General features: G+C 40.6%; 23 protein-coding genes. 15 read left to right on the top strand and 8 right to left on the bottom strand.

Translation table 11 applies throughout. The features are described 5' to 3' along the window. Positions 1-9 precede the first annotated feature (9 nt). The 4 genes from dppD to PSF31_RS08630 all read left to right on the top strand — a co-directional run bounded on the left by dppD (position 10) and on the right by PSF31_RS08630 (position 4549). On the top strand, positions 10-990 hold the full coding sequence (gene dppD, locus PSF31_RS08645; RefSeq protein WP_094960799.1) for a dipeptide ABC transporter ATP-binding protein: 981 nt from the start codon (positions 10-12) through the stop codon (positions 988-990). Then, the gene (dppF, locus tag PSF31_RS08640) at positions 987-1991 is read left to right on the top strand and encodes a dipeptide ABC transporter ATP-binding subunit DppF (protein ID WP_096863556.1); all 1005 of its coding nucleotides are present in this window, start codon (positions 987-989) and stop codon (positions 1989-1991) included. Before dppD ends, dppF begins: the two co-directional genes overlap by 4 nt. Before the next feature lie 193 nt (positions 1992-2184). Next, complete coding sequence (locus PSF31_RS08635; RefSeq protein WP_036958595.1) at positions 2185-2883, top strand: HAMP domain-containing protein; 699 nt, start codon at positions 2185-2187, stop codon at positions 2881-2883. A gap of 169 nt (positions 2884-3052) precedes the next feature. Continuing rightward, entirely contained in the window at positions 3053-4549 is a 1497-nt protein-coding gene (locus PSF31_RS08630) for an insulinase family protein (RefSeq protein WP_036958594.1), read from the top strand. 66 nt (positions 4550-4615) lie between these two features. On the opposite strand, the gene PSF31_RS08625 is transcribed toward PSF31_RS08630, so the two are convergent. After that, entirely contained in the window at positions 4616-5614 is a 999-nt protein-coding gene (locus tag PSF31_RS08625; RefSeq protein WP_176489280.1) for a serine hydrolase domain-containing protein, read from the bottom strand. 209 nt (positions 5615-5823) lie between these two features. Here PSF31_RS08625 and PSF31_RS08620 point away from each other — a divergent pair, with 209 nt between their 5' ends. Then, on the top strand, positions 5824-6885 hold the full coding sequence (locus PSF31_RS08620) for an NAD(P)H-dependent flavin oxidoreductase (RefSeq protein ID WP_096863558.1): 1062 nt from the start codon (positions 5824-5826) through the stop codon (positions 6883-6885). Positions 6886-6930: 45 nt separating this feature from the next. Here PSF31_RS08620 and yhjD read toward each other — a convergent pair whose 3' ends face one another. Further along, positions 6931-7923 (bottom strand): inner membrane protein YhjD, encoded by a 993-nt coding sequence (yhjD, locus tag PSF31_RS08615; protein ID WP_004262608.1) that lies wholly within the window; start codon positions 7921-7923, stop codon positions 6931-6933. A 204-nt stretch (positions 7924-8127) separates the two neighbouring features. Then, positions 8128-8532, bottom strand: a complete 405-nt coding sequence (locus PSF31_RS08610) for a DUF1090 domain-containing protein (protein ID WP_036958592.1) — start codon at positions 8530-8532, stop codon at positions 8128-8130. 233 nt (positions 8533-8765) lie between these two features. Here PSF31_RS08610 and PSF31_RS08605 point away from each other — a divergent pair, with 233 nt between their 5' ends. Further along, entirely contained in the window at positions 8766-9608 is an 843-nt protein-coding gene (locus PSF31_RS08605) for a 23S rRNA (adenine(2030)-N(6))-methyltransferase RlmJ (protein ID WP_096863559.1), read from the top strand. 138 nt (positions 9609-9746) lie between these two features. Continuing rightward, positions 9747-11099 (top strand): glutathione-disulfide reductase, encoded by a 1353-nt coding sequence (gorA, locus tag PSF31_RS08600; RefSeq protein WP_036958623.1) that lies wholly within the window; start codon positions 9747-9749, stop codon positions 11097-11099. Between the two features lie 57 nt (positions 11100-11156). Here the strand turns inward: gorA and PSF31_RS08595 are convergent, their stop codons facing one another. From PSF31_RS08595 to mobA, 4 genes are all read right to left on the bottom strand, one after another. Beyond that, entirely contained in the window at positions 11157-11756 is a 600-nt protein-coding gene (locus tag PSF31_RS08595; RefSeq protein ID WP_096863560.1) for a glutathione S-transferase family protein, read from the bottom strand. Between the two features lie 49 nt (positions 11757-11805). Then, complete coding sequence (locus tag PSF31_RS08590; RefSeq protein ID WP_096863561.1) at positions 11806-12504, bottom strand: helix-turn-helix transcriptional regulator; 699 nt, start codon at positions 12502-12504, stop codon at positions 11806-11808. 78 nt (positions 12505-12582) lie between these two features. Further along, on the bottom strand, positions 12583-13101 hold the full coding sequence (gene mobB / locus PSF31_RS08585) for a molybdopterin-guanine dinucleotide biosynthesis protein MobB (protein WP_096863562.1): 519 nt from the start codon (positions 13099-13101) through the stop codon (positions 12583-12585). Then, entirely contained in the window at positions 13098-13691 is a 594-nt protein-coding gene (mobA, locus tag PSF31_RS08580; RefSeq protein ID WP_096863563.1) for a molybdenum cofactor guanylyltransferase MobA, read from the bottom strand. The genes mobB and mobA overlap by 4 nt, the downstream gene beginning before the upstream one ends. 216 nt (positions 13692-13907) lie before the next feature. Between mobA and PSF31_RS08575 the strand changes: the two genes are divergently transcribed. The 5 genes from PSF31_RS08575 (at position 13908) to PSF31_RS21105 (ending at position 19438) form a co-directional block, all read left to right on the top strand. After that, positions 13908-14177: a YihD family protein gene (locus PSF31_RS08575; RefSeq protein ID WP_004262581.1), complete on the top strand. Its 270-nt coding sequence runs from the start codon at positions 13908-13910 to the stop codon at positions 14175-14177. A gap of 6 nt (positions 14178-14183) precedes the next feature. Beyond that, positions 14184-15179 carry a serine/threonine protein kinase gene (locus tag PSF31_RS08570; protein ID WP_096863564.1) on the top strand — a complete coding sequence of 332 codons (996 nt, stop codon included), beginning with the start codon at positions 14184-14186 and terminating at the stop codon, positions 15177-15179. A 33-nt stretch (positions 15180-15212) separates the two neighbouring features. Next, the gene (dsbA, locus tag PSF31_RS08565; protein WP_004262579.1) at positions 15213-15833 is read left to right on the top strand and encodes a thiol:disulfide interchange protein DsbA; all 621 of its coding nucleotides are present in this window, start codon (positions 15213-15215) and stop codon (positions 15831-15833) included. 398 nt (positions 15834-16231) lie between these two features. Beyond that, entirely contained in the window at positions 16232-19024 is a 2793-nt protein-coding gene (gene polA, locus PSF31_RS08560; RefSeq protein WP_096863566.1) for a DNA polymerase I, read from the top strand. A 366-nt stretch (positions 19025-19390) separates the two neighbouring features. Next, positions 19391-19438, top strand: coding sequence for a hypothetical protein (locus PSF31_RS21105; RefSeq protein ID WP_438361642.1), 48 nt, complete (start codon positions 19391-19393; stop codon positions 19436-19438). A gap of 112 nt (positions 19439-19550) precedes the next feature. Here the strand turns inward: PSF31_RS21105 and yihA are convergent, their stop codons facing one another. After that, complete coding sequence (yihA, locus tag PSF31_RS08555) at positions 19551-20162, bottom strand: ribosome biogenesis GTP-binding protein YihA/YsxC (RefSeq protein ID WP_036958591.1); 612 nt, start codon at positions 20160-20162, stop codon at positions 19551-19553. A 323-nt stretch (positions 20163-20485) separates the two neighbouring features. Here yihA and ppiA point away from each other — a divergent pair, with 323 nt between their 5' ends. From ppiA to PSF31_RS08540, 3 genes are all read left to right on the top strand, one after another. Then, positions 20486-21058, top strand: coding sequence for a peptidylprolyl isomerase A (gene ppiA, locus PSF31_RS08550; protein WP_004262568.1), 573 nt, complete (start codon positions 20486-20488; stop codon positions 21056-21058). A 431-nt stretch (positions 21059-21489) separates the two neighbouring features. Beyond that, on the top strand, positions 21490-22065 hold the full coding sequence (locus PSF31_RS08545) for an aminodeoxychorismate synthase component II (protein WP_004265957.1): 576 nt from the start codon (positions 21490-21492) through the stop codon (positions 22063-22065). A gap of 129 nt (positions 22066-22194) precedes the next feature. Then, positions 22195-23427 (top strand): aspartate aminotransferase family protein, encoded by a 1233-nt coding sequence (locus PSF31_RS08540; RefSeq protein ID WP_096863567.1) that lies wholly within the window; start codon positions 22195-22197, stop codon positions 23425-23427. Positions 23428-23569 lie beyond the last annotated feature (142 nt).

The following is a 23569-nucleotide window of genomic DNA, read 5'->3' as shown; positions in this document are numbered from 1 at the left end:
GGTAACCAAATGGCATTGTTAAATGTAGAACAACTTTCGGTTCATTTCGGAGACGAAAAGGCACCGTTTCGCGCCGTTGACCGCATCAGCTATAGCGTTGATAAAGGCCAAGTCGTTGGTATTGTAGGGGAATCTGGTTCAGGTAAATCAGTGAGTTCACTGGCTATTATGGGGTTAATTGATTACCCGGGAAAAGTGATGGCGAATTCATTGCAATTTGATGGGCGAGATTTACTGTCAATCCCTGAAAAAGAGCGCCGGCAAATCGTTGGAGCCGATGTGGCGATGATTTTCCAAGACCCGATGACCAGTTTAAACCCATGTTTTACGGTGGGTTATCAGATTATGGAAGCATTGAAAGTCCACCAAGGCGGCAGCAAAAGTACGCGTAAGCAACGGGCAATTGACCTGTTAGACATGGTGGGTATCCCTGACCCACAATCACGTTTAGATGTGTATCCTCACCAATTGTCAGGAGGAATGAGCCAGCGTGTGATGATTGCTATGGCAATAGCATGCCGGCCTAAATTATTGATTGCGGATGAGCCGACAACGGCATTAGATGTCACTATTCAAGCCCAAATTATTGAATTATTGTTGGAATTGCAGCAGCAAGAAAATATGGCATTAGTGCTTATCACGCATGACCTCGCTTTAGTGGCAGAAGCTGCGCATCATATTATTGTGATGTATGCGGGGCAGGTGGTGGAGTCCGCCAAAGCAAGTGATATTTTTAAACATCCTCGCCATCCTTATACACAAGCGCTATTACGTGCCTTGCCGGAATTTGCGACGAATAAATCCCGTTTAGCCTCACTTCCTGGTGTGGTCCCCGGAAAATACGATAGGCCTGTAGGGTGTTTATTGAACCCACGTTGTCCGTATGCAACGGAGAAATGCCGTCAAGAAGAGCCAATGTTACAAACCGTTGGTGATCGCCAAGTCAAATGCCATATGCCGCTGGATGATATGGGGAGGCCAACATTATGAGTGATAAACAACACACTCCATTGCTCAAAGCGGTGGATTTGAAAAAATATTATTCCGTCAAAAGAGGGGTTTTTGCTGCTGAAAAAACCTTAAAAGCATTGGATGGAGTCTCTTTTGAGCTAGAACGAGGTAAAACACTGGCCGTGGTTGGGGAGTCGGGGTGTGGTAAATCGACATTAGGTCGTTTATTAACCATGATTGAGCAACCTTCTGAGGGCGAGTTGTATTACCAAGACCAAAACTTGTTAGTAAAAGATAAGTCTGCAGAGAAACTGCGTCGCCAAAAAATCCAAATTGTGTTTCAAAACCCTTATGGCTCTTTGAATCCACGTAAAAAGGTGGGGCAAATTTTGGAAGAGCCGTTATTGATTAATACTTCACTGTTGAAAGAGCAGCGCAAGGAAAAAGTATTATCGATGATGGCTAAAGTGGGTTTAAAAACAGAGCACTATAGCCGATATCCTCACATGTTTTCTGGTGGTCAACGCCAGCGTATCGCGATAGCACGTGGTTTAATGCTTGACCCTGACATTGTGGTTGCAGATGAACCCGTTTCCGCACTGGATGTTTCTGTTCGTGCTCAAGTATTAAATCTGATGATGGATTTACAGCAAGATTTAGGTTTGTCTTATGTCTTTATTTCACATGATTTATCGGTGGTAGAGCATATTGCTGATGAAGTCATGGTGATGTATTTAGGCCGCTGTGTGGAGAAAGGAACAAAAGAGCAGATTTTTAATAACCCTCTTCACCCTTATACTCAAGCGTTATTATCAGCGACACCAAGGTTGAACCCAGACGCTCGGCGCGAACGTATTAAGTTAACGGGAGAGTTACCAAGTCCTTTAAACCCACCACCGGGGTGCGCATTTGCAGCGCGTTGCCGTAGAGCATTTGGTCAGTGTACTCAATTTCAACCAACATTGAAGGAATATAACCAACAGTTAGTTGCGTGTTTTGCGGTTGATGAAGATGAAAAACAAACGGTTGTCGTGAGTTAAGGAGTGAAACGGTGGAAAGGCTAACTTTCTGCCGTCTTTTATTCTAGTGCCACTTTAAGCCGCTTTAACATGCTGTTTGTCCTAAATACCCAATCTTTCTTTTTAAGCTACTCTTTTACGGATAAAATCAAGTATACTGACTGATGTTTCCGTTTTCTTTAAAAAGCTGCTTGATTAGAAAGGTTGTGGCCAAATGAATACCCGAGTCCAACGCTCACTAACATTAAAAAGTATGGTCGTATTCTTTATGATTACGCTACTATCACTTGCGCTTTTTTTAGCTATTCAATTCAGTTACTTAGTTGAACAACGTAAGCAAGATTATTTAGACCAGCTCAGTAACGCTGTAGTGCAAATTCAAAAACCATTAACAGATTCCCTCCTAAGCTCCGACCTTAATGAAGTTAAACGGCTGCTGATAAGCTTAAAGACATCAGGCATTATGGGAAACGCGATTATTACTGTTGATGGCACAACGGTAATGAACCTAAGCTTTGCAACGCCGAAGCCGATACCCAATTGGGTTACCCATTTTGTGGGGATCCCTGTCGAAATGACCGTACCATTGTATGCGTATGGAAATGTTGTGTTGCAAGCGAAGCCTCAAGGGTATTTAACATTACAAGTGGATCCTAACCGTGTTTATCGGTTTGCGCTAAATACCCTTGCTTTGATGACAACAACTTATTTATTGTTGGTACTCATTATTGCTATTGGAATGACGTGGTGTGTCAGTCGTATGATAATAAGGCCGCTACGTAAAATCGCAATTGAATTACAGACAAATTCTGAAGTTAATCAAATTGTTGTGTCTGAATATCATCGTGACGATGAGCTCGGTTTACTTGCAAAAGGGTATAACCGTCAAAGAAAACAGCAAAAATCAGATTAAGTCATGAACATGAACTCAGCTTTATGGTCTAATATCGTTATAGCGGTAACAATGAAAAATGGAATAAAGCCAAACTATATCGTTTAACCCGATAAGTTCACGTTTTTCGTTAATTTATCTGTTGCTATTTGCGGTTAAATATAAAGATATAAAACACATAGGGGTTTACATGCAGGGCTTGAAAGTTCGGTATATCATTGGTGTTGTATTATTCTCAGTCGCGCATTTAGCGGGAGCTGAGCCTTTACAACCTGATCCAGCATGGCAGCAAGGGAAGCTAGAAAATGGCTTTAGCTGGCAATTATTACAAACACCGCAACGTCCTAATGATCGTATCCAGCTTAGGTTAGCAATTAAAACAGGCTCATTAACAGAAAAAGCGAGCGAGAAAGGGTACAGTTACCTCATTCCTAAAATGGCGTTGCTTCATCAAACTGAAGCATTTCCAACAGCAACATTACAAGATTTCTGGCGTCAGGCCACAGACCCTGACATGCCAATTCCACCCGCTGTTGTTTCTTATGACTACACCATTTATAGCTTAAGTTTACCGAATAATCGCCCGGACTTAATTAAGCAAGCACTCAGCTGGTTAGCAACTTCTGTTGCAGGAGCTGAGTATACAGAAACGACATTACATAATGGTTTGACAGCACAAAATGTCCCAGTTGCAACACTTCCTTTAAATGCCAATGATCCCGTTTGGCGAGCGCGTTTAAAGGGGTCAACGATGATGGGGTATGACCCAGGCCAAAAACCGAATGATGTTGTAGCTCTTGATAGTGTGAATTCTTTTTATCAAAAATGGTACACACCGGACGTCATGACATTATATGTAGCGGGCCATGTTGATTCTCGAATGTTATCTGATTCAATTTCACAAACTTTCTCATCATTAGAAGGTAGGCGCTCTGAACCTGTTTCTGTTGCAGTACTATCGGCGGTAAAACCACAATCTATTGATATTTTACAGGAACAGCCTGCACAGGATACGCTTTCATTAATTTGGGATATTGATTGGCTCCCCATTAAAGACTCAAATGTTTTACTGCGTTATTGGTCGAGCGATTTAGCACGTGAAGCGGTTTATCGTTCTTTGCAAAAAGCGTTCAATCAAAAATTTAATCAAGGAGAAGTTGTTCCGGGGTTAGATTGTCGTGTGCAATATCAGAAAGCCAGTTGTACGTTAACGGTGACAGCAGCACCTGAAAAAATGGCAGCGGTAACGGATATTGTTGCGAGTGAGCTTGCATCGATTAACCAAAATGGTATTGCTGCTGAGCTATTTGACGATATGCTTAAAGAAAAACAAGTGCAGTTATCGCAACTATTTGCAGCCTATGCGCGTACGAGTACTGATGTTTTGATTAGCCAACGTTTGATTTCCCAACAAAATGGGGTGGTTGACATTGCTCCTGAACAATACCAGCGGTTAAGGCAATCTTTCTTGGCATCACAAAGCCTTGAACAGGTGAATATGGAAGCCCGTCGGTTATTATCTCAAGAGGCAGCGTTTGTATTAGCGCAGCCAAAAGATAAACAAATGATGGATGCAGAACAAATTCGCCAGAAATTTACCAAGGTGTTATGGCCCCAAATTGCTGCGCCAGTACCAACAGAAGCGGCTCCCGCTGCACCAGCAGAAGAAAACCACACCTCACAATAAACATGAAAAGATAGATATATGAAAAGATAGTCATTGAATGATTCAGTGGCTACCTTTTCATTAATGTTATTGGCTTAATAGCGATTCAATAACGCGAATTAGAGTCTCTCGCGACTCTCTGTCATCAACAAATCCTGCCGCACTGATTTTTGCTTCTGGTGCGTAATAGGCTACAGATCCCCAAAAGCCTAAATGGGAATACAGGGTGATACCATTGACCACATTAACCATAATGCCTAATCGGTAAAGTTTTGCACCTTCGTGAGAGCCCATACTAAGCATCGTCTTTAGCGTGTTCGGTGATGAAAAAATATCCCCCTCAAACAAGGCTTCTAGGAAGGTAGCCATTTGTTTCGATGACATAACTAAACCCCCACCGCCATAGGTATCCATGGAAGCATGAATATGTGTTCCATCCAATTTACCTAAATATTGACGAGCCCGTGGTGCTGCGATTTGCGGCGGTTGTTCTAATGACTCCCAATAGGCGCTCTCGAGACCAATAGAATCGAAATGCAAAAGTTCCCTAACAGCTAGGCCAAGAGATTGCCCCGTAATCCGTTCAATAATATTACCGAGCAAAATATAACCCGTATCTGAATAGATAAAGGATTTTGCAGGCGAAAACGTGGGAAATTGTTTACGCATGTACATTTCGATTTGTTCTGTTCGGCTCCAAACATAGTTAGGTTGTTTGAGAACGGCTTTTAGATAGTCACCATCTGCATGGTCTAGCAGGCCACTACTGTGCTCCAGTAAATGGCGGATAGTGATAGCGTGAGTATTATATTGGGTACTGAGTAGCGTATTATATTGAGGGTCAATATATTCAGATATTGCATCATCAATACTGAGTTTTTCCATTTCAGCAAGACGTAAAATTGCAGCTGCGGTAAATGTCTTTGTATTACTGGCAATTCGTAGTGGTGTATCAACAGTAAGAGGCCTACCTTCAATATCCATTCCTCTAGCACAGAAGGCACCCACGCTATTTTTGCTTTGATTATGATAGTAAAGGACGACGCCACAAGTTAAATTTTCGAGTTGTTGAATAGAGGTGGTCATAATAATCTCATTATTGAATGATTAAGATGAGGATATATGGCATCTTAATCATATCTATACGATCCCTGTACGCTTTAAATGCGCTTAAAGTGACAATATGGCGATGACACAATGGCCAGTGTTTTTTCTTTTTATATAAATTTGGTGCTATGTTTATCCTCAATATAAGAACATAAAATGTACCCAGACATTGAAGTAAAGGAAATAACATGAATAGCTCGAATATATTTCTACAACGGTTAGGTTTGCGTTATCCCATCATACAAGCCCCAATGGCGGGAGTTTCTACTCCGGCGCTAGCCGCTGCGGTTTCAGAAGCTGGAGGGCTTGGCTCACTAGGCCTAGGTGCAAATTCAGTAGAACAAGCTCGCCAATTGATTACTCAAACACAAGCACTGACAAGTAAAGCATTCAATGTCAATTTATTCTGCCATTTACCTGCGAAACGTCATCCTGATAATGAACTGGCATGGAGCCAGTATTTAGCGCCTTATTTCGCTCAATTTAATGAGACTCCTCCTACCTATCTCAATGAAATTTATCACACTTTTTTAGATAACTCAGAAATGTTATCTATGTTACTTGAAACAAAACCTGCAGTAGTGAGTTTTCATTTTAATATTCCATCCATCGAGGTGGTACAGCAATTGAAACAACATGGTATTTATACCATGGCGACGGCAACGAATTTACAAGAAGCACAACAAATTGAATTGGCTGGAATTGATGCTGTTGTTGCACAAGGTATTGAAGCGGGAGGGCATCGAGGCATGTTTGATTTGCAAGCTTTAGATGAAGAACTCACCACTTATGAATTAGTGACGTTAATCTCTCAACATATTGATTTACCTGTGATTGCTGCGGGTGGCATAATGGATGGGCAAGATATCAATAGGGCTTTAGAGTGCGGTGCTGCTGCCGCTCAATTAGGCACAGCATTTTTACTTTGCCCTGAATCTGCCGCGAATGCAGGTTATCGAGCTAAGATCAAATTGCAAACAGCGGATCACACTCAACTAACTTCTGCTATTTCAGGGCGCCCAGCGAGAGGGATTACTAATCAATTTATTCGAGCAGGTAACGGCTATGAGACAAGTCAATTACCTGATTATCCATTGGTTTATGATATTGGTAAGCAGCTCAATGCAGCAGCAATGAAGTCAGGTAGCGATGAGTTTGCGGCATATTGGGCGGGGCAGAATGTGGCGAAAGCTCGTGAGATGTCTGCGTCTTTATTGGTTAGAACGTTGGCAGAAGAAATGAAACGCTAGTTTTAAACAGTGGTAGGGCGGTTTGTCTTACCGCCCAATAAGTTGTTATTTAATTATTTCGTTATCCAATGAACCTTTTGGCTCATCAGTTGCTATCCAAGCTGCACAAAATAAGGTTAAACGCGCAAAGAAGTAAAAGAATGCCATTAGGCCAAGTACTGAACCAAACGCAGCTCCAGAAGGTGACGAAGCAAGGTTAGGTAAAATCCATGTCATGATGGATTTAATGATTTCAAACCCAATAGCTGCAAGCAATGTTCCTTTAAATAGTGACCTGCGGCGATGCTGCATACGCGGTAGGATCCAAAAAATCCATAAAAATAGTAGGAAATTAGCTGTAATTGATATTGTTAAACCAATCAGTGTCCAAGCAGGTTTAAGCCATTCTATACCATCTAACCCAAGCGTACTGACAATCGTCGCTTGTGCAGAGCCAGCAACAGAGGTAAGTGTAATTGTCACAATTAAGGCAATAAGTAGGCCAATTAAGGCAAAGAAGTCGCGAATGTAGCGGAAAATAATATTTTCATGTTCATCTTCATTACGTTCCCATACAGAACGTGATTGTGCCAAAATAGCTAAACGTAAGTTATTAACCCAATTAACCCCTGAGTACACGGCTAAAGCCAATCCTGTCAGCCCAACTGTCGTACGTTGGCGGATTGCGGTGTCTATTGTTCTTTCTAATGTATTTGCGAGCGTAGGGTCAGTAATATTTGCAGAAATTCCACGAACTAATTTTTCAAGCAATTCAGGATTACTGGCTAATACAAAACCGGCAGCGGCGAATGAAAACATTAAAACGGGAATTAAAGAGAGAAAGGAGAAATAGGTAATTGCAGCCCCAAACTGGTTCCCCATTCGGTCATTAAAACGTTGCACGGTACGAATGATGTGAGCAATAAAAGGAATTGCACAAATAAAGTTCACAACTCGCATTGAGAAGGTCACTGCTTTTTTACTGCCATCAATACTTTTATTCAGTGTCGCTTTCAGTTTATTAGTATCTTTCTGTTCTTCTTCCTGCGTATTCGACATTTAATCCCCTTTTCCCGCAACTAAAAGTTGTCTGACTTTTCGACCTATTTAATGCCTATAAATGAATGATATGCATAGTACTATAGCTTAAATTGGACAGTAACTTCATCCCAATGACTGTTTTAAGAGACAAATAGTCATTGGAACGTTTGTTTAAAGTCAAAGCAACTGGTTAATTAATCAGAGGAAAAGGGGCGTTAGAAATTAAAGCGCATCTTTATAAACTTGCAGTTCAGCTTGGGCTTCTTTTAATTCTGCTTGAGCTTCTGCGAGTTTTCTTTCACGTTTTTTAATTTTACTACTGTCATCGCCTTTTAATTTTTCTTCCTGCAGCTCAGCTTCGCGTTCCTGCACTTTTTCTGTTTTCTCAGCTACATCTTTTTGACTATCACGATATAAAGATTCTGGAGTGCAATAACGATTCACATTATCTAATGCTTCTTCTAAGCCTTTAACTCGATGCTGATTACCATGTTGTTTTGCGTAATCAATTTGTTCTTGAATGCGTTGTTTCTTTATTTCGCAGCCATTTTGTGTTTTTGCTGCCATTACTGATGCGCTAGCAAAAAAGGAAATACAAATACTAGTTGTAAGGAGTAGTTTATTCATCATTTACCTCTGTTTATTTTAAAATTTGTGTTTAGGATAGCGTTTTATTTCTTTTCAGTCATGTGAATTTTAACACAGCTATGGTTATGACATTTGTAGTCAATTTTAGCTATAATGACGCGGATGAATAAATCCGGTCTATTTTTTGTTCAAAAGGGCTATCTTTAAAGAACCTATTTAATAATAGTCATCTTAGTGGCTAGTATTGAATTTCCTCAGGAAACAAACGTTACATGTTAAGTTATCGTCACAGCTTTCACGCAGGCAACCATGCTGATGTGTTAAAACACACAGTACAGAGCTTGATCATTGAATCTCTGAAAGAGAAAGAAAAACCGTTTCTGTATTTAGATACACATTCAGGTGCTGGCCGTTATCAATTAACGGGGGAACATGCAGAAAAAACAGGTGAATATCTTGAAGGGATTGCGCGTATTTGGGAGCAACCTGATTTGCCTGAGGAATTATTGCCGTATATGAATATTGTGCGCCAATTGAATGATAATGGGCGTTTACGCTATTACCCGGGTTCACCATTATTAGCAAAATATTTATTACGTGAACACGATAAGCTGGTATTAACTGAACTACATTCGAGCGATTATCCGTTATTACGTACAGAATTTTCACGGGATAACCGCGCGCAAGTTTTCAAGGAAGACGGCTATCAACAGCTAAAATCGAAATTACCCCCACAGAGTCGACGTGGCTTTGCGCTGATGGACCCTCCTTATGAGATGAAGACGGATTATGAAGCGGTCGTGAAAGGGGTGGTGGAAGGCTATAAACGCTTTGCAACAGGAATATATGCAATTTGGTATCCTGTTGTATTGCGTCAACAAATTAAGCGTATGGTCAATCAATTAGAAGCAACAGGCATTCGTAAAATATTACAAATTGAATTGGCGGTACGTCCTGATAGCGACCAACGTGGGATGACGGCATCCGGTATGATAGTGATCAACCCACCTTGGAAACTTGAGCAGCAAATGAAGAATGTGCTGCCATGGTTACATAAAACACTCGTCCCAGAAGGCACTGGGCATACGTTAGTTGAGTGGATTGTGCCAGAGTAAACTGTATTTTTGATAGGTAATACCGATTAAATTAACAGGTGTTATCTATCGTAAAGCGCTATTTATGCCATGACAATCAATAGCATGATGCGAGAAAATGCATTCATAAATCATTCAATCAATGGGAATAACCAAATTATGAGCAAACATTACGACTATATCGCAATTGGTGGCGGAAGCGGTGGTATTGCGTCGATGAACCGTGCAGCAATGTATGGGCAAAAATGTGCCTTAATTGAGGCGAAAGCATTAGGTGGGACTTGTGTTAACGTGGGCTGCGTACCGAAAAAGGTGATGTGGCATGCGGCACAAATCTCGGAAGCTATTCGCAATTATGGTCCCGATTATGGTTTTGATGCGACAATTAATCGTTTTGATTGGAAAACACTTATTGATAGTCGTACTGCTTATATTGACCGAATTCACCAGTCTTATGACCGTGTCTTAGGGAATAATAAAGTTGATGTCATCAATGGTTTTGCACGTTTTATTGATGCCCATACTGTTGAGGTAAATGGTGAAACCTACACGGCAGACCATATTTTGATTGCAACTGGCGGGCGTCCAGTGATCCCTGCTATCCCAGGTGCAGAATATGGCATGACTTCTGATGGCTTCTTTGAACTTGAAGCATTGCCAAAACGTGTTGCGGTTGTGGGTGCCGGTTATATTGCCGTTGAACTTGCTGGTGTATTAAATGGTTTAGGCGCAGAGGCGCATTTATTTGTGCGTAAACATGCCCCGTTACGTTCATTTGACCCACTGATTGTCGAAACATTAGTGGAAGTCATGAATACGGAAGGCCCTAAACTGCATACGGAATCAATTCCGAAAGAAGTCGTGAAAAATGCAGATGGTTCACTGACATTAAAATTGGAAAATGGCCAAGAACAAACCGTCGATGCATTAATTTGGGCTATTGGTCGTGAACCAATGACAGATAACCTGAATATTGAAGCCACAGGCGTCGCACTGAATGAAAAAGGTTATATCAAGGTTGATAAATACCAAAATACCAATGTACCGGGTGTCTATGCGGTTGGTGATAATACTGGCGCCGTTGAGTTAACCCCTGTTGCGGTTGCTGCGGGTCGTCGTTTATCTGAACGTTTATTTAATAATAAACCGGATGAGCACTTAGATTACAGTAATATCCCAACGGTGGTGTTCTCTCACCCACCAATTGGTACAGTTGGTTTAACTGAGCCAGAAGCGATTGAAAAATATGGTGCTGATAAAGTTAAATGCTATAAGTCATCTTTCACAGCCATGTATACCGCCGTCACTTCGCATCGTCAGCCTTGCCGTATGAAATTGGTCTGTGTGGGTGAAGAAGAAAAAATCGTGGGTATTCATGGTATCGGTTTTGGTATGGATGAAATCTTACAAGGCTTTGCGGTTGCATTAAAAATGGGTGCAACCAAAAAAGACTTTGATAATACGGTGGCCATTCACCCAACAGCGGCAGAAGAATTTGTGACCATGCGTTAAGTATTGGTTATTTAAATTAAAAGCTAAGTTCATTTGAGCTTAGCTTTTTTTTGGGCATTATTTTGTCAACAGTTCTGCAATCGCAGGAATAGTCGCTAAGCTATCAAGGTATTTTTGCATCGCAGGGGTGGTTTCCATGATTTGGTATTTGACTAAAAACATCACAAATGCACCGACATACACATCGACAGCAGTAAATTGCTCACCACAAATAAACGGTTTAGCATTGTTTAAACCGATTTCTAAACAGGCCATTGTGCGTTCGACAGAACCAAAGCCAGAAGATTTTTGCTGTTCTTCATCTAATTGAATCCCTAAGTTATTGATAGTGAAGGCGGATTCAATTGGACCTGCAGTAAATAGGAACCAACGGTAGTAATCTGCACGTTTAGGGTCATTCAGGGCTGGCGCTAAACCTTTTTCAATAAATTTATCTGCTAAATACAAACAAATTGCAGCAGTTTCAGTGACAACAGCATCTCCATCAACAAGCGCAGGGACTTTTGCCATAGGGTTAATTGCAAGATATTCAGCGGTGTGCATATCTGCACCATAACCTAATTCAATACGCTTGTAAGGAACATCTAAAATTTTTAATAGTAGGTCGACCGTGTTGCCACGTGACATTGAATTAGTAAAAAGAACCAGTTTGCTCATGGTGATTTCCTTATATGAAGTTGAGTGCTTACTATAAGGGAGTGGAGTGTCAGAAATTGTCAGGAGAGACGCACAAGACTTCTTTTTGCCAGCGCTCTAGTAGGTAATTTTTGGGGTAAGGTAGTTTATCTGAAAGTGCATGATAAGACTGAATGCGGTCTAAACGAAAATGGCGGTAACTTTCACGTAATTCACACCAAGCGGCTAATACTTGGGAGTCTTTCATATAACCAATGGCAATTGGCCAAATAATTCGTTCACTAGGTTGATTTTGCCCATCAAGGTAAGTCATTTTGGCTTTGCATTCTTCTCGTAAACTTAAACGTAAGTCTTTAACAATGACGTCATTAATTTCATAGAAATGTGTGGTGGGGGCAAATAAGGTATTTTGATTTAGGATTTTCTGTGAATGACCTGCAACTACAGCATTAATTTTGCTTATCGCCCGTATTGCTGAGTTTTTTAGTTCAGTGTCTGCGTTACTTTTTACCCAACGTAAACCTAATATTAAGGCTTCAAGTTCATTTTCATCGAAAGCTAAAGGCGGTAGTAATAGTCCAGCTTTTAATTGGTAACCAATACCGGCTTCCCCGATAATTTCAGCACCTTGATCACGCAGGGATTCAATATCTCGATAGATAGAACGCACGCTAACTTGAAGTTGTGATGAAAGTGCTTCAGCCGTAATAGGATAGCGATTTTCTTTGAGTATCTGCAATAGGGTCAGTAAACGTTGAGTACGGGTCATGAGTGTTTTTTAGGTTATTGTGAATGAATCTCTAAATTGCGTCTATTTTATCTAAACGATAGACGCAATATCAGAGAGTTACTTGCTTTTTTGCCACCAAGACACAATGTAATCTGCGATTTGCTCTGGGTTATTGATATCTAATTGTGGCACGTTGGTATCAATGATTTCATCACTGGCAACAGCCACCACATAGTTATCTATCAAACCGTTGAGAGGTTTGCCCACTTCAGAGCGAAATAATGCGATTTTATCGATCGGTTCGTGCTTAAAGCCCTCAACTAAAATCAGATCTAATGTTGTGTGATCGAAACGACTGGCTAAATAGTGTAGATCCATTTCATTAGCTTCGGGGGTTTCGGTCATCAGCGCCCAGCGCTTTTCACTGGCAACAAGCGTTTGGTTTGCGCCAGCTTTACGTAATTCAAAACTGTCTTTGCCCGGTTTATCCACTTCCATGTCATGGTGAGTGTGCTTAATTAAACCAACACGAACGTTACGCAGCTTAAGCAGAGGGATAACTTTTTTTAATAGAGTCGTTTTTCCTGTGCCGCTATAAGCGGTAATTCCAAGTAGGGGTAGAGTATTTTGCTTCATAATTCTTTTTGTTGTAACTCCCAGTTACGGCTATCTTCCAGTGTATTAAGATTCGCAAATGAACCCGATTCGGGTGAGAAAATAACACCTTTTGCATTAATTTCATGCATAAAGAGCATTAATTTACGGTCACCTCTTGCAAGGTAATCATCAAGTTGAGCTTTTAGTGAGCGATGCAATAAAGCAAACGTAGGGTGCTCTCGTTCTGTATCACAAGCGTAGCAGGCTAAATGTTTTTCTTTCTCATTGAACATTTTTTCCGCTAAATTGAGAGGGAAAGCAGGAACATCGCAAGGCACAAACAGTAACCAATCTGTTTTGGCATGGTGTAAAGCCGCTTGCATTCCTGCTAATGGGCCAGAAAAATGGTTATTTAAATCAGAGATAACCGTCAATTGGCTTTCACTGTAACGCGGTTGATTACGGTTTGCATTGATGAGTACTTCGCCAACTTGGGGTTGCAAGTGTGCTAAAATATGTTGATAGAGGGGCTTTCCCGATAAAAGTACCAATCCCTTATCTTGACCACCCATTCGAGAGCCTCGGCCACCAGCAAGTATCACACCAGTTATTAACTGACGAAATGACATGTTCAATATCCTTGAATATCTTCAAGAAAATGTTTCAACATTCCTAGAAAACACTTTCGAGTATAGTAATTACTAAAATTTATTCTATTTTGCTATAAAATCAATGAATATTCGTGCGTATTGCAGTTAAACTTTACGTAGATTGACAACAGTTCGCTTTTTCTCTTGTATGATTATTGGTAACTTGTATCGAATATTCGTGATAAAGGAATAAACATGAAATGCCATCGCTTAAATGAAGTTATTGAGCTTCTGCATCCTGTCTGGAAAGATAATTCAGATTTAAACTTGGTAGAATTATTGCAAAAACTGGCTGATGAAGCAGGTTTTAAAGGCAGTTTATCTGAATTAACAGATGATGTGCTAATTTATCATTTAAAAATGCGTGGTTCGGATAGCAATGAAGCGATCCCGGGTTTAAAAAAAGATTATGAAGATGACTTTAAAACCGCTATTTTGCGTGCCCGTGGCATTATTAAAGACTAAAACGCGATGGACGAAATAGAACATTCGAATTTCCATTTTAGTGGAATCTCCCCTGACTTAATTTTAGACGCCTTAATGGAAGTCGGGGTTTACCCCGAATCAGGTCTGCTTGAATTAAATAGCTACGAAAATCGGGTTTATCAATTCCAAGACGAAAATCGGCAACGTTATGTGGTTAAATTTTATCGTCCTGAGCGTTGGAACCGTTCACAAATTCAAGAAGAGCACGATTTCACTTTAGAGCTTCGAGATGAAGGGCTGTCTGTCGCAGCGCCTCTTGAGTTTGCTGGGCAAACGGTATTGGAGTTTGGTGGGTTTATATTTGCAATTTTTCCGAGTATCGGTGGCAGACAATATGAAACAGATAACTTGTTTCAATTAGAAAGTGTAGGCCATTTGCTAGGACGTATACACCAAATTGGCCAGCGTAAAAACTTTGCATTTCGTCCGACAATGGGTCTTGATGAGTATTTGGCACAGCCTCGCCAAGTGATAGCCTCAAGCCCTTTGATTGCAGAACGCTATAAATCTCAATTTATAGAGTCTTTAGATGCATTGATTGCACAAGTAAAATTACACTGGACTGACTCAATTTCATCAATTCGCCTACAAGGTGATTGCCACCCAGGCAATATTCTGTGGCGTGATGAAGCTTGGCTGGTGGATTTTGATGACGCCCGAAATGGGCCAGCAGTCCAAGATCTTTGGATGCTACTTAATGGCTCTCGCCAAGAACAAGTCATTCAATTGGATACGTTATTAGAAACGTATAATGAGTTTTGTGATTTTGATGTAAAACAGCTGAAGCTTATTGAACCTCTTAGAGCAATGCGTATGGTACATTACCTCGGGTGGATTATCCGCCGCTGGCAAGACCCTGCGTTTCCTCGAGCATTTTCATGGCTACAAGCTGATGATTTTTGGCAAAAACAATCGCTCGAATTTAATCAACAGATTGAACGGTTGCAAGACGCCCCTTTGCAGTTAACCCCTCAGTTTTAACTTTTAAGTTTTTGTTTTTGGAGAATGTAGTCTATGAAAAAAATTATGTTGGCTTTGCTTGGTATTGCCATGTCTTTTAGTGCTGCAGCGGCAAATTACACGGAAGGTAAAGAGTATACTGATGTTAAAGCTGTACCAAATTTACCTCAAGTTCTGGAGTTCTTCTCGTTTTATTGCCCACACTGCTATCAATTTGAGAGCGTGTATAAAGTGCCTCAAACTGTAGAGAAAAACTTACCAGAAGGCGTGAAAATGGAACGTTATCACGTTGATTTTCTTGGCCCTTTAGGTGCCGATTTAACTCAAGCTTGGGCCGTTGCGATTGTCTTGAAAGCAGAAGACAAAGTCACACCTATCCTGTTTGAAGGTATCCAAAAAACGCAAACTATCAACAGTAAAGCAGATATCCGTAATGCCTTTATCAAAGCAGGTATTTCTGGTGAAGAGTATGATGCAGCTTTAAACAGCTTCGTTGTGAAATCTATCGTTGCGAAACAGCAAAATGCAGCGCAAGACTTAAAACTGCGCGGTGTTCCTGCATTATTTGTTGATGGTAAATACCAAGTTCGTAATAACGGTATCTCAGTTGATAACGCAGCGGACTACGGCAAAGAGTTCTCTAATGTTGTGAACTTCTTAGTAAATAAAAAATAATCGTAAATAGACGGTGGTATACTCGCCATCGTCTCTTTTTTTCTATTAATATCCACAATTCAAAGACTTTCTCTCACCTGTATTAAACCCATTCAATTATGCGCTAACCCTTTGATTTTACTTTTCTGTTTATATTGTTAACAGCCATATTACTTGTTGAATTTACTGAGTAACACAAATTTACACACAAGCTTATCCACAGGATGTTAGTCAGATACTTAGTTAATCGGCGTGATTAATTTTAATTAACTGTAATCAATGGTGTACTTATAATAGTGGATGATTTGGTGTGTTTTTAATTATCTAACTAAGCGGAATATAAAACTTGGGATGTATCTGAGGCCACATTATGGCATCCTATTGGTATTCGTTCCTGACTAAAAAGATGATGACAGATTATGGCTCAGATTGCAGAAAACCCTCTTATTTTGGTTGATGGTTCCTCTTACCTATACCGTGCTTACCATGCATTCCCTCCACTGACCAATAGTGCTGGTGAGCCTACAGGGGCAATGTATGGCGTGCTTAATATGCTACGTAGTTTAATTATGCAGTATAAACCTAGCCATGTAGCGGTTGTCTTTGATGCGAAGGGAAAAACATTTCGTGATGAATTGTTTGAAAGCTATAAGTCACATCGCCCACCCATGCCTGATGATTTACGCGCTCAAATCGCCCCATTACATGAAATGGTGGAAGCGATGGGCTTGCCTTTACTGGTGGTTTCAGGAGTGGAAGCCGATGACGTCATCGGGACATTAGCCTGTGAAGCAAGCCGAAAAGGTACGCCAGTGTTAATTAGTACGGGCGATAAAGATATGGCGCAATTAGTTGAGCCTAACATTACGCTCATCAATACCATGAATAACACTATTCTAGGGCCTGATGAAGTCAAAGAAAAATACGGTGTTCCCCCTGAACTTATCATCGACTTTTTAGCATTAATGGGGGATTCGTCAGATAATATTCCTGGGGTGCCTGGCGTTGGTGAAAAAACAGCACTCGCTTTACTGCAAGGTATTGGTAGCTTAGAAGCAATTTATAATGACCTTGAGGCTATTGCTCCATTAGGTTTTAGAGGTTCTAAAACGTTAGCCCCTAAAATGGCTGAAAACCGTGATGTTGCTTTTTTATCATACCAATTAGCGACGATTAAAACGGATGTTGAGCTGGAAAAAACATGTGAAGAGCTACAAGTTGCTCAGCCAGATGTGGATAAACTGCATCAATTATTCAGCCGTTATGAATTTAAACGTTGGCTAGCCGATGTTGAAAATGGGACTTGGATGGAGGGTAAAGGCTCAAGTGCGAAACCTAGCCCAACACCAGCAGCGTCACCTGTGAAGCCATCAAACCCAACTGTGCCAACATTGTGTGCCGAAAATTACCAAACGATTCTAGAAAAAGCCGATTTAGAGCGCTGGGTTGAAAAATTAAGCAAAGCATCATTATTTGCTTTTGATACTGAAACCGATAGTTTAGATACCCAAGAAGCTCGTTTAGTGGGGATGTCATTTGCAATTGAGCCGGGGCATGCCGCTTATTTACCATTAGGTCACGATTACCTTGATGCGCCAGTACAGCTTCCTCTGGAAGAGGTTTTGGAACTTATGAAGCCTATCCTTGAGAGTGAAAACATCCTCAAAATTGGCCAAAACTTGAAGTATGATGCAGAAGTTCTTGAAAATTATGACATCGAATTAAAAGGTATCGGTTATGACACCATGCTGGAATCGTATGTGTTAAACAGTGTTGCGGGGATGGGACGCCATGATATGGACAGCTTGGCCGATCGCCATTTGAACCATAAAACCGTGAGCTTTGAAGAAATCGCAGGTAAGGGCAAAAAACAGCTGACATTTAACCAAATTGCTTTAGAAGAAGCCGCTAATTATGCGGCGGAAGATGCAGATGTCACGCTATTACTGCATCAAGCGTTATATCCACAATTAGAGGCTGAACCTAAGCTTAATCACATTTTCCAGAATATTGAAATGCCACTTGTGCCTGTGTTAGTCCGAATGGAGCGTAAAGGTGTTCTAATTGATGCTAACGTGCTTGCTGCGCAGTCAAAAGTGATTACCGCTCGTTTAGCTGAACTGGAAAAGGAAGCTTTTGAGCTTGCGGGGGAGGAGTTTAACCTCGCTTCACCAAAACAATTACAAACGATTTTATTCGAAAAATTGCAGTTGCCAGTGATCAAGAAAACGCCAAGTGGGGCAGCATCGACGAATGAGGAAGTGCTTGAAGAATTAGCGCTAAACCATGCATTGCCAAAATTGTTGCTTGAGCACCGTAGTTTAGCCAAATTAAAATCCACGTATACGGATAAACTGCCACTCATGATTAACCCGCGTACTCAGCGTGTTCATACTTCTTACCACCAAGCTGTTACAGCAACGGGGCGTTTATCTTCTCGAGATCCTAACCTACAAAATATTCCAGTTAGAACGGAAGAGGGTCGCCGGATCCGCCAAGCCTTTATCGCGCGTGAAGGCTACAAAGTGATGGCAGCGGACTATTCACAAATTGAATTACGTATTATGGCGCATTTATCTCAAGATAAAGGCCTATTAACTGCGTTTGCGGAAGGGAAAGATATCCATAAAGCAACGGCCGCTGAAGTCTTTGGTGTACCACTGGAACAAGTCACCAGTGACCAGCGTCGTAGTGCCAAGGCGATTAACTTCGGGCTTATCTATGGCATGAGTGCATTTGGTTTAGCGCGTCAATTAGGGATCCCTCGTGGTGAAGCTCAACGCTATATGGATCTCTACTTTGAACGCTACCCTGGTGTATTACGTTATATGGAAAACACACGCTTACAAGCTTCTGAACAAGGTTATGTTGAAACACTTGAAGGCCGTCGCTTATATTTAGCGGATATTAAGTCGAGTAATGGAATGCGCCGTAAAGCGGCAGAACGCGAAGCGATCAACGCCCCAATGCAAGGAACCGCAGCGGACATCATTAAAAAAGCCATGATTGCCGTTGATAATTGGTTGCAAACTGAAAAACCGCATGCAGATATGCTAATGCAAGTTCACGATGAGCTGGTCTTTGAGGTCAAAGAGTCTGAATTAGAGCGTGTTCAAGCTCAGGTCCAGTCATTAATGGAACAAAGCATGAAACTGGATGTGCCATTAAAAGTGGATGTGGGAATTGGTGACAACTGGGATGAAGCCCACTAATTTTTAATCATATTGAATATATAGAACCTCCATTATGAAGAGACCCCCAAGAGTTGGATAATCAATTACTGGGGGTTTTTTACGTTTAAGCGAAGGTATAACAGATAATTATGCATTTGAAATTATTATCTAGAAATTCAATATAACTCTGCAATAAATCAATTATTTTTGTGATGACAGTCAAGAAAATGATTAACATTTTTATGCGACATACATCTCATAAATATGTAATTAAAATCCGTTTTTTAGCTTATTTCATTCATATTTCTGTGCTGAATCGTAGAAAGCTTTGAAAAAAAATTACAAAAAGGCTTTTTTTCGAGCGAAAAATAAAGTACATTAATAGGCGTAGGGTACAGAGGTAAGATGTTCTATCTTTCAGACCTTTTACTTCACGTAATCGGATTTAGCTGAATATTAGCTGCTCCAGTCAAGTTTTTTGACTGGAGCATTTTTTTATCTAAAATTCAGTGGATTAGAATACGTAAGGGTGTTATGAGCCATTTCTGACTCACAATAAAAGAAATCAAGCCGGTGTGTTATACCAACTATCTAGCTTAATGCGGAGTTTATCGATACCAATCTTTTTCAGTGCTGAAAAGTATTCGACTTCAATATCCCCTTCAAGTGGAGCCAATGCCTGGCGAACTTCCATCAGTTGTTTTTTTCTTGCTCCAGAGGCCAGTTTGTCTGCTTTTGTGAGTAAAACTAAAACGGGTACATTCATCGCAACAGACCATTCAATCATTTGCATATCGAGGTCTTTTAATGGATGGCGGATATCCATTAATACAACCAGCCCCTTAATGCATTCTCTTTTTTGGAGATATTCCCCGAGTGCTTGTTGCCATTTACGTTTCATTTCTTCAGGAACTTCGGCATAACCATAGCCTGGAAGGTCAACAAGGCGAACGCCTTCCTCAACTTCAAATAGGTTGATTAGCTGAGTTCTTCCTGGTGTTTTACTGGTACGTGCTAAGCTTTTTTGCTGTGTTAATGCGTTTAACGCACTGGATTTCCCCGCATTAGAGCGGCCAGCAAAAGCCACCTCAATTCCAGTATCTTTAGGTAGATGACGGATATCGGGTGCACTGATGACAAACTTTGCCATCTGGTAGTTATGATTTTTAATTGCCATTTGTCGTTCTCCCTGAGTTAGCCTCAAAAGGCTTGGGGATTATAGCTTTGCTTAGCACTTCCCGACAACTTGAAATCTCCCCTCAACGGTTTTTCTCTTTGAATCTGGTATTATTTTTCCTGTGTTATGAGCCGCGCAATTGTAATAATAGAAAAATAGCCATTATTCATGACGCCTTTTGCTGAAAGTGGTCTAGAATTTAACGCATTTGATGCACTTTTGTTTTTGGGCGTAAATATAGGTAAATCTTCAGCATTCTTGTTAGCTTCACTCTAGAATTGCTTGATTGCAGTTGTAATGAGCTATAACGAAAGGGACCTTACATGTTAAAACGAATTTTTGTGCCACTTTTGGCCGTCTGCGCAATGAGCGCATCTTCTCTTGCTTTATCTGCGGGTGAGACTTATGTCAAGCTAGTCACGTCGGCGGGTGATATCGAATTAGAACTGAATAGTAAAAAAGCCCCTGTTACGACAGAAAATTTCGTTCAGTATGTTAATGAAGGTTATTACAACGGAACTACTTTCCACCGTGTTATTCCAGGTTTTATGATCCAAGGCGGTGGCTTTAATAAAGATTTACAGCAAAAGCAAACCCGTGCCCCAATCAAAAATGAAGCAGATAATGGCTTACGTAATTTGCGCGGTACTATCTCTATGGCACGTACTGCAAATAAAGACAGCGCAACGAGCCAATTCTTTATTAATGTTGCTGATAACGCGTTCTTAGACCACGGACAACGTGACTTCGGTTACGCCGTATTTGGTAAAGTGGTGAAAGGGATGGATGTTGCAGATAAAATCTCTAAAGTAAAAACAGAGAACGTCGGCCCGTATCAAAATGTTCCTGTAGAGCCAATTACAATCATTTCTGCTGAAGTGATTAAAAAGCCTTAGTGATTAAAAAACAGTAGTAATTAAAAACTATCGTGTCGAATACAGTGGGTAGGTTGTTTTAACGTGCCCACTTTTTTTAAAATCCGCTTTTCCTTCCCCTTTGAGTTTCTCTTTATTCACTATGTTAGTTAAAATGTGTCAGTGCTTATTATGTTTTAATCGCCTTTTATTTCATTGTATTTAAAGTAATTCTTAATCAAAATGTGAGTTTGTTATAGGGATGTAAATATAATTCCATGATTTTTATATGGAAATTTTCTCTGATAAAAAATAATCATTGACTTAAATAGGCTATTTTCCTGCTTTGGCTGTGCTATGATAGCCGCCCTTATTATTTTTATGGTGTTTTAATCATCGTTCTGATTGCCAACACAATAAAAATATGCATAAGAAATAATATATAATGATAAAAATCAGTCGGATAGGCTAATATGCTTCTACTTATTGATAATTACGATTCATTTACTTACAACTTATACCAATACTTTTGTGAGTTAGGGGCTGAAGTTGTTGTAAAACGTAATGATGAAATTACCATCGAAGAAATTGAACAGCTTTCGCCTACACATCTTGTGATTTCACCTGGGCCATGTACACCGGATGAGGCTGGCATCTCCCTTGAGGCGATAAAATATTTTGCAGGTAAGCTTCCCATTTTAGGTATTTGCTTAGGGCATCAAGCCATTGGGCAAGCTTTTGGTGCATCAGTTGTTAAAGCACGAGAAGTTATGCACGGTAAAACCTCTGCGATTCACCATAATCATCAAGGGGTATTCAAAGGCTTGAACCGGCCCTTGACGGTGACACGTTACCACTCTCTGGTAATTGCGGCAGAGACACTCCCTGTTTCTTTTGATGTATCAGCATGGTCACTGAATAATGGTGATGTTGATGAAATCATGGGAATACGGCACAAAACCTTGCCTATAGAAGGCGTTCAGTTCCATCCTGAAAGCATTCTGAGTGAGCAAGGCCATGAATTACTAAATAATTTTCTAAAATATTAATTTATAAATCTGGTTCAGAATAAATTAATTATGCATATTATGCCCTTTGCTATTGCTCTTTTTTGATTTTTTATTCATATTTAATGATTATATTTTCATTATCGCATTAAATAAGAGCAGGTGAGGGGTATGTCAGAACAATACGCAGCAGCAGAACAACACGCAGTTAATCGGCAGACTTTCGATCAAGTTATGTTGCCTATTTTTTCGCCGGCGGAATTTATTCCAGTTAAAGGTGAAGGGAGTCGCGTTTGGGATCAGCAAGGTAAAGAATATATTGATTTTGCCGGTGGGATCGCGGTTCTTGCTTTAGGGCATTGTCACCCTAGTTTGGTGGCTGCTGTGCGTGAACAAAGCGAAAAGCTATGGCATGTCAGTAATATTTTCACCAACGAGCAGGCGCTAAAGTTAGCACAAAAACTTACGAATGCGACATTTGCTGACCGTGCGTTTTTTGTGAATTCAGGCTCAGAAGCTAACGAAGCCGCGTTTAAATTAGCGCGTCGCTACGCTATCACCAAATATAACCCATATAAAACGAAGATTATTGCTTTCAAACAAGCCTTCCATGGGCGCACATTATTTACCGTCTCGGTTGGCGGGCAAGCGAAATATGCAGATGGTTTTGGGCCAAAGCCTGCGGATATTATTCATGTGCCTTTTAATGACCTGGATGCGGTCAAAGCGGTCATTGATGAAAATACCTGTGCTGTGGTGTTAGAGCCCGTACAAGGGGAAGGTGGTGTCACCCCTGCGACATCAGAATTTCTGCAAGGAGTGCGTAAACTTTGTGATGAAAATAACGCACTACTTATCTTTGACGAAGTGCAAAGCGGAATGGGGCGTACTGGTAAGCTATTTTCTTATATGCACTACAATGTCACTCCCGATATTCTAACGACAGCAAAAGCGTTGGGTGGTGGTTTCCCTATCAGCGCTATGATCACCACGGAAGAAGTGGCAAAAACCATGGAGGTGGGTTCGCACGGCACCACCTATGGTGGCAATCCCTTAGCGTGTGCAGTAGGCAATGCGGCATTTGATATTATTAATACTGAAGAAGTGTTAAAAGGTGTCGAAAAGCGTCGTGAGCTGTTTGTTGCCCATTTAAATAAATTGAACGATAAATACGGCATTTTTTCTGAAATCAGAGGAATGGGATTATTAATCGGCGCGGAGTTAGATGGCAAATTATTAAACCGTTCGAAAGATATCCTGCAAGCCAGCGCAGTAGAAGGGCTGATGATGCTCAATGCAGGCACTAATGTTTTACGTTTTACGCCTTCGTTGATTATTTCGGAAGACGAAATTAATAGCGGCATGGCGAAATTAGAAATGGCGATTGAGAAGTTGCTAGGTTAACCATTGTATTAAAGGTGCAGAAATGAATTTTCTGCACCTCACCCTTACCTTTGCTTTAATTAAGCTTCTACCTTATGCGTTAAATTATTTAATTGAATTCTTATTTCAGTAGAATTGGCTTCTTCCTTTTCTATTTCTTTTT

This window comes from Providencia sp. PROV156, assembly GCF_028480905.1.
In the GTDB taxonomy this organism is placed as follows: Bacteria; Pseudomonadota; Gammaproteobacteria; order Enterobacterales; family Enterobacteriaceae; genus Providencia; species Providencia hangzhouensis.
The sequence above is the reverse complement of the archived record's forward strand: the minus strand, read 5'-3'. Positions and strand labels throughout refer to the sequence as shown.